Origin of the sequence: Microcoleus sp. AT3-A2 (genome assembly GCF_036705685.1) — a bacterium.
In the GTDB taxonomy this organism is placed as follows: Bacteria; Cyanobacteriota; Cyanobacteriia; order Cyanobacteriales; family Microcoleaceae; genus Microcoleus.
The window spans coordinates 1-9815 of record NZ_JAUBVF010000100.1 but is presented as its reverse complement, the minus strand read 5'-3'; the positions used below and the strand labels follow the sequence as shown (position 1 = coordinate 9815).

At 46.7% G+C, this 9815-nt stretch carries 7 protein-coding genes; 4 read left to right on the top strand and 3 right to left on the bottom strand.

The window, feature by feature from the left end; translation table 11 throughout:
- Positions 1-334 precede the first annotated feature (334 nt).
- Complete coding sequence (locus QUB37_RS28395; RefSeq protein WP_333168490.1) at positions 335-1195, top strand: SDR family oxidoreductase; 861 nt, start codon at positions 335-337, stop codon at positions 1193-1195.
- Positions 1196-1878: 683 nt separating this feature from the next.
- On the opposite strand, the gene QUB37_RS28390 is transcribed toward QUB37_RS28395, so the two are convergent.
- Positions 1879-2907, bottom strand: a complete 1029-nt coding sequence (locus QUB37_RS28390) for a hemerythrin domain-containing protein (protein WP_333168489.1) — start codon at positions 2905-2907, stop codon at positions 1879-1881.
- 378 nt (positions 2908-3285) lie between these two features.
- On the opposite strand from QUB37_RS28390, the gene QUB37_RS28385 reads away from it, so the two are divergent.
- Positions 3286-4551, top strand: a complete 1266-nt coding sequence (locus QUB37_RS28385; protein ID WP_333168488.1) for a pitrilysin family protein — start codon at positions 3286-3288, stop codon at positions 4549-4551.
- Between the two features lie 277 nt (positions 4552-4828).
- Entirely contained in the window at positions 4829-6097 is a 1269-nt protein-coding gene (locus QUB37_RS28380; RefSeq protein ID WP_333168487.1) for a pitrilysin family protein, read from the top strand.
- A 354-nt stretch (positions 6098-6451) separates the two neighbouring features.
- Here QUB37_RS28380 and QUB37_RS28375 read toward each other — a convergent pair whose 3' ends face one another.
- Both QUB37_RS28375 and QUB37_RS28370 read right to left on the bottom strand, forming a co-directional pair.
- Positions 6452-7027, bottom strand: a complete 576-nt coding sequence (locus QUB37_RS28375) for a hypothetical protein (protein WP_333168485.1) — start codon at positions 7025-7027, stop codon at positions 6452-6454.
- A gap of 470 nt (positions 7028-7497) precedes the next feature.
- Positions 7498-7626 (bottom strand): hypothetical protein, encoded by a 129-nt coding sequence (locus QUB37_RS28370; RefSeq protein ID WP_333168483.1) that lies wholly within the window; start codon positions 7624-7626, stop codon positions 7498-7500.
- Between the two features lie 159 nt (positions 7627-7785).
- Here QUB37_RS28370 and QUB37_RS28365 point away from each other — a divergent pair, with 159 nt between their 5' ends.
- Positions 7786-9606 carry an efflux RND transporter periplasmic adaptor subunit gene (locus QUB37_RS28365; RefSeq protein WP_333168482.1) on the top strand — a complete coding sequence of 607 codons (1821 nt, stop codon included), beginning with the start codon at positions 7786-7788 and terminating at the stop codon, positions 9604-9606.
- The last annotated feature ends 209 nt before the right edge of the window (positions 9607-9815 follow it).

Genomic DNA, 9815 nt, shown 5'->3' with positions numbered 1-9815 from the left:
TTGCACTTTACTCTCGATCGCACGATTTCTTAACCCAGGCTACGTCAAGTGCGATCGATATATTCAGCAAGCCCTAATTACCGGAAATATTGTTCGTGAAACCCGCCTCTACAACAAATATATCCCGATGCTCGTAGGCGCTGGTTTTACCGACAATCTTTGAGGAAAACTCACAATTTATATAAACCAGCCCTCCACAATCATGGGCTCGGCTGACGGGTTTATTTATCTCTTTAATTACTGTCTTTAGTCGTAGGGCGCGATCGTCAAAAAGAATGATTCGCTACCCCAAGAAAACCTTTATTTATAGAGGTAGAACTTAGAGGAATATATTATGCCAACTCAACAACAAACCCATCCGGCTCAACATCAAGAACAGCAACCCGGTATTGAATCCCAAATGACTCCGCAACCTCAATCCTTCGCGGAGGGATATCGCGGTAGCGACAAATTGCGGGACAAAGTAGCCTTAATTACTGGCGGAGACAGCGGTATCGGGCGTGCAGTGGCGATGGCCTTTGCCAAGGAAGGCGCTAACGTGGTCATCAGCTATCTTAACGAAGATGATGATGCCAAAAAAACCAAAGAGGCGATCGAACAACAAGGCCGGCGCTGTATTGCGATCGCCGGCGACATCGGCGACGAAAACGTCTGTCAAAACCTTGTAGAACAAACAGTTAAAGAATTCGGACACCTCGACATCCTTGTCAACAACGCCGCCGAACAGCATCCCCAAGAAAGCATCGAAAACATCACCGCCGAACAATTAGAGCGCACCTTCCGCACGAACATTTTCTCAATGTTTTACCTCACAAAAGCCACTCTCAAACACCTCAAAGAGGGAAGTGCAATTATCAACACTACGTCTGTCACCGCTTACAAAGGCAATCAACAATTGCTAGATTACTCCTCCACAAAAGGAGCAATTGTTGCCTTTACTCGCTCTTTGTCTCAAAGTTTAGCTGAGAAAGGAATTCGCGTCAACGGAGTCGCCCCCGGTCCGATTTGGACGCCTCTAATTCCTGCAACTTTCCCTGAAGAAAAAGTGGAGAAATTTGGTGCAGATACGACCTTGGGACGCGCCGGTCAACCCGATGAAGTTGCCCCCAGTTACGTGTTTTTAGCTTCAAAAGATTCGTCTTACATGACTGGTCAAATTTTGCATCCCAACGGAGGATCTGTGATCAACGGATAGATTTGTCGCGAGTTGAGATATAAATAACCGCATTTTGTGGGGACGACTTTCACCCACAATCTCTGACTATAACTCACAATCTAAATAAACCCGCCCCCACAACCATGTTACCTAGGGTGGGTTTATTCATTTTTTTAGTTATTTCAAATCCGGTAGCATCGTCGGGCGTAAAATCCAGTCAACAGCGATGCCCACTCACCTTCGCCGAAGGGTCAATCGATTTTAGATTTTAGATTTTAGATTTTAGAATTGAAGCATTGACCCCACGGATAAATAAATTCGGGGGGCAAGTTTCATCGGATAAAGGTTTTTTATTTCTGGGTCCTGAGTCTGCGAAGGAATGAATCCGGGGGCTTGTATCCTGGATGCTTTCGGTTAACAATCACGGACGGTGCAACCGGAATTGTTGATACAATTAATCTGCGTTAATCTGTATTTATCCTGTATCTGGTGTAAAAAAAAGATAATTTGTTAAGTGCAGATGACAATGGATTGACGCAGATTCACGCAGATAAAGAGAATAGATAGATGAATAATTCCGATGCTAACAGATTTGATATTAGTTTTTGAACATTGGTGAGTTTACACAAAACAGTAATCCCGCCAGGTTGGTAGCGGGATTGATAGGTTGCAGTTTAGCTATTCTCTAGTTTTGCTAGAGTTAAAATTAGCCGACTGCTGAATTATTTCATCTTAGCCATTTCTTGCTGGATGGTGGTTTTTGCTGCTTTGAATTGAGTAGCCATTTGTTCCATTTGTGCTTCGCTCAGATTGCGGCGAATATGAGGGAACATATCGTTTTCTTCTTGTCGAATGTGATCTTTAACCGCTGTTTGGAGCTGTTTAATTTGGGCTTTGAAATCAGAAGAACTAGGGTTAAGAGCCTTAATTTGGGCAAGCATCTGCTTCATTTCTGCTTGCTCGCTATACAGTTCTTGAGTATTGCCGTAGTAGCTGCGAACTGCGGGATAAACAACTTGTTCTTCGGCTTCTGCGTGAACGCTGAGGTCTTTGTAAAGTTGACCGAAGAATTCTTGCAGTTTTTGAGGATCGTCGGTGCTTGCGATTTCCATAAAGAGGGTATCGGTTTTGCGGTGATCCATTGAGATGATTTCGGTGATGTTCATCTCATCTTTGCTGCGGGTAACTGCACCGCCGATGATGCCGGTCATTGCTGCCATTGCATCTTGCACGCGCGCCCAAACGCCTTGGTCGGGGTCTTTGCCGGTCAGTTCGCGGACGCCTAAAATTTCGAGAACTCCTTTGAGTTGTTCTTGGTGAGCGCGGTTCTCAAAGTTAACTGTATTGAGCGGGGTAATGGCTGCTTCAATGTCTGCGCCTACTACTTGAGCAGCTTTGTGAATTAACATACCGGCCATTGTTTGTTTGTGTTTGAGCAGTTCGTGCTGAGCTACTTTTTCAAACATGGTGAGTTCAGAACCTTTCATGAGTTTCTGAACTTCTTCAATCATTTTTGTGCTGGTTTCTTTGGGCTCGGCTTGAATGCCGTATTGCACGATCGTGGTTTCTAATACGCCCAAATTTTTGCGATCGTCTTCTAGCATATCCCGGAAGCGCTGGGCTAGTTCGGAGTCGTTGCAGGAATTGATGAATAATTGCTCGTTGGCGATCAACAGGTTTTGCAGCGCTTTCATGTCTGCTAATTTAGTTGCGATCGCTTGGCGCTTAGTATCTTCTAAGGTAGCTACCATCTGTCGTTTCTCCTCTCAATGTCTTTAGTGTTCTTACATCTCTTAATTTATTGATATATTCTGATAACATCCTCTTTCTCCCGACTGATTCATTAATATCCCGCGCAACCTATTGACTTTTAAACCAAGAAATGATAGTTAATTAAGGCTAAGGTCGTTTTTAAAAAAAGCAAAAATTACCCTTAATAACTGCCAACTAACCACTGACAACTATTAAGTGACAACTACCAACTGACAACTGCCCACTGCCCACTGCCAACTGCCCACTGCCCACTGCCCACTGACAACTGACTTTTGTATCAATTAATCCCGATCGCATAGCTGTAAAGCGCTACCATAGTTGCAGCCGAAGTTAACTAAAGTTTAAGAATAACTAGCTTGTCTCAACTGCTCACTGCTTTAGAGTTCCCAGCCAATGTCTGGAAGCTGAATAATGGGTTAACGGTCATTCACCAGCGGATTTCGGCCACACCGGTGGTCGCGCTAGACGTGTGGGTGAGGGCTGGTGCTACGCTGGAGCCGGATTCTTGGTCGGGAATGGCTCATTTTCTAGAACACATGATATTTAAAGGGACGGATTCGATCGCCCCTGGAGAATTTGACCAGGTAATCGAAAATCGCGGCGGTGTCGCCAATGCAGCTACAAGTCACGACTACGCGCATTTTTTCGTCAACGCTGCGGCCGATTATTTAGCAGAAACAGCGCAGCCGCTGGCAGAATTGCTGCTGCGCGCTTCGATTCCCGATCGGGAATTTGATCGCGAGCGAGATGTGGTACTCGAAGAAATCCGTCAAGCTCAAGACAATCCCGATTGGCTGGGTTTCCAAGCAATGATGGAAACAGTTTACCAGCGGCATCCCTACAGGCGATCGGTACTCGGCACGGAAGAACTGCTGATGTCGCGAACTCCCCATGAAATGCGCTGTTTCCATCGATCGCACTATCAGCCGGAAAATATGACTGTGGTGGTAGTCGGGGGAATTGATGAACAACAGGCCAGAGATGTTACGGAGAAAGCATTCGAGCAGTTTTCAGACAGGTGGGATTGTCCCAAATTAACCGCAGAAGCGGAACCGCCACTGATAGAAATTCGCCGTCAGGAGCTCGGCCTCCCCCGATTGGAACAAGCGCGGCTGATGATGGCCTGGACGGGCCCGGGAGTTGAACACTTGCAAAGTGCTTGCGGCTTGGATTTGCTGTCGGTGTTGCTTGCAGACGGGCGGACTTCGCGTTTAGTCAGGGAATTGCGGGAAGAATTACAATTGGTAGAGGCGATCGACAGCACTTTCTCGTTGCAACGGGAATCGAGTTTATTTACTATCAGTGCAGTCTTGGACGCGAAGGATGTCGAACAGGTGGAATCTCGGATTTGCGATCGACTTTGGGAATTGCAGTCTGAGCCAGTTTCCGAGGTAGAATTGCTCCGCTGTAAGCGTTTGCTGTGCAACGATTTTGCTTTCTCGCTCGAAACGCCGGGACAGCTAGCGGGTCTTTACGGATATTACAATACGATCGCCACTGCGGAAGTAGCGCTCAGCTATCCCACTAGGATTAAGGCATTTGGGCCCTTAGACCTCCAGCGCCTAGCTCAACAATATCTCTCTCCTCGGCGCTATACAGCCGTGGTACTCAAACCAATCTAATAATAGTTGACTGTTCACTGTTCACTGTTGACTGTTCACTGTTCACTGTTAACAGCAACTAGGTTGAGTTGAGACATGAAACCCAAGTCTATTAATTGGAAATTTGAGATTTGTCCCTCAATCTAAAATCTCAAATCGCCAATCTCAAATCGGATGATCGGTAACGCTCACGCTCTACCCATCCTACGAATAATCATGACTAACAGCCAACAGTCAACAGTCAACAGTCAACAGTCAACAGTCAACAGTCAACAGTCAACAGTTAACAAATAATTCAATGAAAAATGAAATCCAGCGCACGGTTTTAGACAACGGTATTGTTGTCTTGGCAGCAGAAAATCCAGCAGCAGATATTATTGCAGCTAGGATATTCCTGCGGGCCGGCAGTCGCTACGTGCAGCCGGAACAAGCAGGATTGTGTCACTTGCTGTCGGCGGTAATGACCAAGGGAACAGATCGACTGTCTTCGCTGGAAATTGCCGAGCGTGTAGAATCGGTGGGAGCGAGGTTGAGTGCCGACTCTACTACAGACTATTTTTTAGTGAGTTTGAAGACGGTTTCTGCGGATTTTGAGGAGATTTTGGAGTTGGCGGCGCAATTGACGCGATCGCCCACTTTCCCGGAAGCTGAAGTCGAACTTGAACGCCGCATTGCCATATCAGCAATTCGATCGCAGCAAGAACAGCCATTTGCGATCGCCTTCGAGCAATTGCGGCACGCGATGTACCAGGAACATCCCTATGCTTTCTCTCCCTTGGGGACGGAAGCTACTATGTCAAAGCTCACCAGAAACGATCTCGAACAGTTCCACAAAACCTATTTCCGTCCCGATAATGTAGTTATTTCGGTAGCGGGCAGAATATCGACCGAAGATGCGATCGCCCTGATCGATCGAACTTTTGGTGACTGGAAAGCGCCTTTAACACCCCTGCCAACTTTAACCGTCCCCCCTCTGTACCCTTCCCCTGAATCGGTCGTTACGCCACAAGATACGCAGCAATCAGTGATTATGCTGGGCTACCTCGCACCCTCTGTCAAAAATCCAGATTATGCAGCGATTAAGTTGCTGAATACTTATTTGGGTAACGGTTTATCGAGCAGGTTGTTTGTGGAATTGCGAGAAAAGCGGGGCTTGGCTTACGACGTTTCCGCGCTATACGCGACGCGCTTAGACACGGCTCAGTTTGTCGTGTACATGGGTACGGCGCCGGAAAATACGGCGACTGCTTTTGAAGGATTGCGCGCAGAAGTCGATCGACTCGCCAACACCGAACTAAGCGAGGAAGAATTGCAAGCTTGCAAGAATAAAATGCTCGGTCAATATGCTTTAGGAAAACAAACTAATTCGCAAATTGCCCAAGTTTTAGGCTGGTACGAAATTTTGGGATTGGGGATTAAATTTGACCAGCAGTTTCAAGAAGAAATTGCACAGGTGACAGCTTCAGAAGCGCGGGATGCTGCTAAGAAATATTTTGTAGAACCGTATATTTCTTTGGTGGGCCCGGAGGTGGCGATTACAGAGTTGGGTGTAGTGGCTGTTTGTTAAGTAGGAAATTGGCGATCGAACTTTTCAAAAGTTCGATCGGTTTAGTCAAGAAGCACGCATAGAGGCTGGTGTGCTTCTCAGACACTTGCAGCAACGTGAAAGTGTCGTAAAGCCTCATTTATAGAGCAATACGGTTCAGATAAGAACAATCTGACTTCCTTTCACAAGTCTGTAACTCCCATAAATTCGTGAAATGAAATTCGTCGGAAAGCGCTAACCCAAGCGTATTGCGGTATAACGGTTCCCATCACCCGCCCGAAATAACCTTTGCATCATAACCCCGATCAGCTCTCGGTGATCGGTGTGCATGGGCGTTGTTAGAGAGCTGTAAGACAGCCAGACAAAACGATTAACTTAATCTTTCCTGACATACGTATCCCACCAAGGATACCATGGGTGAAAACCAAAAGCTCCTGTCGATTTACTAATTATTAGATGCTCACTGTAAGAACCCGTTTCTTCAGGGGTTAATAAACCTACAGTCCAGGACTCATCATTGGCTATAACAATGTCAATATCATTTTGATGAAGTATTCTGCCTAGCAAATCTAGACCCATTTGAATCGCTAAATCCCTGTCTACACTTCCTATTCTTTGCTTATACCAGACTATTCGCCTTAATAACTGAAGCCATTCCTTCATTTCCTCTCGTTGAGATTTCTTAGCAAACGAGATTGCTCGATTGGCAATTTTTATCGCATCCGGTTTCTGATACACGATTTCTTCTTTAATATAGCGAGCCATTATCTCTATAATATATAGGGATTTCGGACAGCTTCTGTCCTCTGCTAACTCAAACAGAAGTGGAAATAAAATTTCCTTCCCCAGACTAAGGTCTTCATCTTGGTGAAGAATCAGATTTTCGTCATAAGCCCATTGGCGTATCACAATATCGTCAATAACGTCGCCAGCGTAAAAGTAGCGATCCATATACTTGAGACTCCTAGCTAGCCTCTAACTTCTTATTAGGCGGAAACTTTGGGTATAAACACCCTGGAGGGAGATAGGCGGAAACTTTCCGTATATCCTGTAGATGATAGCCACAAACTTTCTAAATATTCTGCCTATAGGGGCGATCGCCCGAAAGTTTACGGAATGTCTACAACTGCGAGTCTTGGATTAGCTCCATGACAACAAAACCGGGAACACTAGGTTTATCTAAAAGACTAGAAAACAAAACCAAGTAATTGCAGGTGCATGACCCCGTTGAATATCCCTTAAAACATAACTGTCTAAAAGGTACATAGCGTTTCTTATGTCCGTGTCCGTGTTTGTGCCTGATCCCGCAGGTTGGGAGCATATACTTGACTATCGGTGATATCAGGTCGTTAGTTGATGACTCCTTCGCTTTGCCAATAAGCAACCAGCTCGGCTCTAGTTTTAGGTGGGTTGCTCAGATATTATCGGCTCGCTAAAACCCGTAGGATGTACTTAGAAAAAGGCAGGTTTAGTCCCAAAGCTTCAGTAGACAGTTGACTTTCTAACTCCGGCGGCAAGTCTAAGTGAATGCTCATTTCTGCGTTCCTCATTGATCGAGATTCTAAATTAATCGTAGCTGATGTCCTGATTATCCAAAATTATCCGAAAATACCTGCGCTACCACCGAAAAAACTTAGTGAGACTTCAATTGAACCTTTTCTGTTCCCGATCTGTCTAAATTCAAGACAGACCCATCAGGTCTAATTTATATGTACTTAGTAAAGCACTTTCAGATTAAAAAAGAGCTGACTCCCTGGCTCAGCGGAGTCCTCGCCGCTTCCCTGCTTGCAGGAGTCGGCTACACAGCTTACAGCCAACTCACAGTCAAATCCAGCCGCGAAACCAGAGGCAGGGCAAAAACCGTTGCTGTCGAAAGGGTGAACCTGCCGATTACAATTTCGGCCAACGGCACAATTGTGCCCGAACGTTCCGTTAACGTCAGCCCCAAAACTTCAGGAATGCTCAAAAGTTTGCTTGTCAAGGAAGGAGATCAAGTTGAAAAAGACCAGATTCTCGCCTACATGGACGACTCGAACCTCCAAGGGCAACTTACCCAAACTCGCGGACAACTCGCAGCCGCCGAAGCAAACCTGCAAAAATTGCTCAACGGCACTCGATCGCAGGACATTGCGGTGGCTAAGGCAGTTTTAGCAGAACAACAGGCAAGTCTGGAAAAATTGCTCAACGGCAATCGAACCCAAGACATTGCTGTAGCCCAGGCACAACTAGCAGAACAACAGGCAACTTTGCAAAAATTGCTCAACGGCAATCGCAGCCAGGATATTGCCGTAGCCCAGGCACAACTAGCTGAACAGCAGGCAAATTTACAAAAATTGCTCAAGGGGAATCGGCCTGAAGACATCGCCCAAGCGATCGCCAAACTCAGAGATGCCGAATACGCGAAAAACCAAGCTGAGGAAGACTTTCAGAGAAATCAGGAACTCTATAAAGCCGGAGCCATTGCTTTGCAAGTTGCCAACAACTCCCGCACGGCGCGCGATCGAGCTCAAACGCAAGTCAGGCAAGCCGAACAAGCTGTAGCTTTGCTGCGATCGGGTACTCGCCCCGAAGAAATCGCTGCGGCGCGGGCTGCTGTGGAGCAAAAACGGCAAGCTTTGACCCTGGCGCGATCGGGGGCACGCCCGGAAGACATCGCTGCAGGGCGGGCTGCTGTGGAGCAAAAACGGCAAGCTTTGGCCCTGGCGCGATCGGGCGCACGCCCGGAAGACATCGCTGCAGGGCAAGCCGCCGTCGAGCAAAAACAGCAAGCTTTGGCGCTGCTAGAAGCTGGTTCTCGCCCGGAAGACATCGCCCAAGCCCGCGCTCAAGTTCTCGCCGCTAGAGGCAGCCTGCAAAGCGTTCAAGCGCTGATCGACGACACTGTGCTGCGGGCTCCTTTTACCGGCACTGTCACCCGCAAGTACGCCGATCCGGGCGCTTTTGTGACTCCCACGACTGCAGGTAGTGCGGTTTCTTCGGCGACTTCTTCTTCGATTTTGTCCTTAGCTTCAAAAAATCAATTAGTAGCAAACGTAGCAGAAACTAATATTTCTCAGATTAAGATCGGCCAGGCTGCGTCTATTCAAGCCGATGCTTTTGCGGGAAAGACTTTTGCAGGTAAAATCACTCAAATTTCGCCTCAGTCGATCGTCCAGCAAAATGTAACAAGTTTTGAGGTAAAAGCGGCAATTATTAATGATGATAAACAAATGCTGCGATCGGGCATGAATGTGAATGTGGAGTTTAAGGCGGGTGAACTTAAAAATGTTTTGGTAGTTCCGACTGCGGCCATTGTCCGTCAACAAAGGGAAACGGGGGTTTATGTTCCGGGTGGAGAAGATGGTAAGCCTGCTTTTATGCCGATTAAGACTGGTATGACGGTGGATGATAAGACGGAAGTGCGATCGGGTTTGAAAGGAAATGAAAAAGTGCTGCTTAGTTTACCCTCCGGATTGCGGCCTAGATCCCAAAATCCATCGTCGGGCCCGATTCCCGGTTTGCAACCGGGTGGGGGAAGGCGCTTGCGTTAGGGTTTTGATTTTTTTATTGAACCGCGAAGGCGCGTTAGCGCTAGGGCGCGAAGGAGGAAAAAGAATAAGGAAGAAGGATTAAGGTTTTAATTGCCTATGCTTTTCGGCTCACTGCCCAATACCCAATGCCTAAGCATTTGTGACAAGTTAAGAAAAAGTGCAAATTGTCAAGGGGGTAGAGAAAAAAAGGTAAAATAGGCTGAAACATC

Bases quoted from the DNA above. Each gene is read 5' to 3' on its own strand.
- QUB37_RS28395 (WP_333168490.1), top strand. From the start codon at position 335: ATGCCAACTCAACAACAAACCCATCCGGCTCAACATCAAGAACAGCAA.
- QUB37_RS28380 (WP_333168487.1), top strand. From the start codon at position 4,829: ATGAAAAATGAAATCCAGCGCACGGTTTTAGACAACGGTATTGTTGTC.
- QUB37_RS28365 (WP_333168482.1), top strand. From the start codon at position 7,786: ATGTACTTAGTAAAGCACTTTCAGATTAAAAAAGAGCTGACTCCCTGG.
- QUB37_RS28370 (WP_333168483.1), bottom strand. From the start codon at position 7,626: ATGAGGAACGCAGAAATGAGCATTCACTTAGACTTGCCGCCGGAGTTA.
- QUB37_RS28375 (WP_333168485.1), bottom strand. From the start codon at position 7,027: ATGGATCGCTACTTTTACGCTGGCGACGTTATTGACGATATTGTGATA.
- QUB37_RS28390 (WP_333168489.1), bottom strand. From the start codon at position 2,907: ATGGTAGCTACCTTAGAAGATACTAAGCGCCAAGCGATCGCAACTAAA.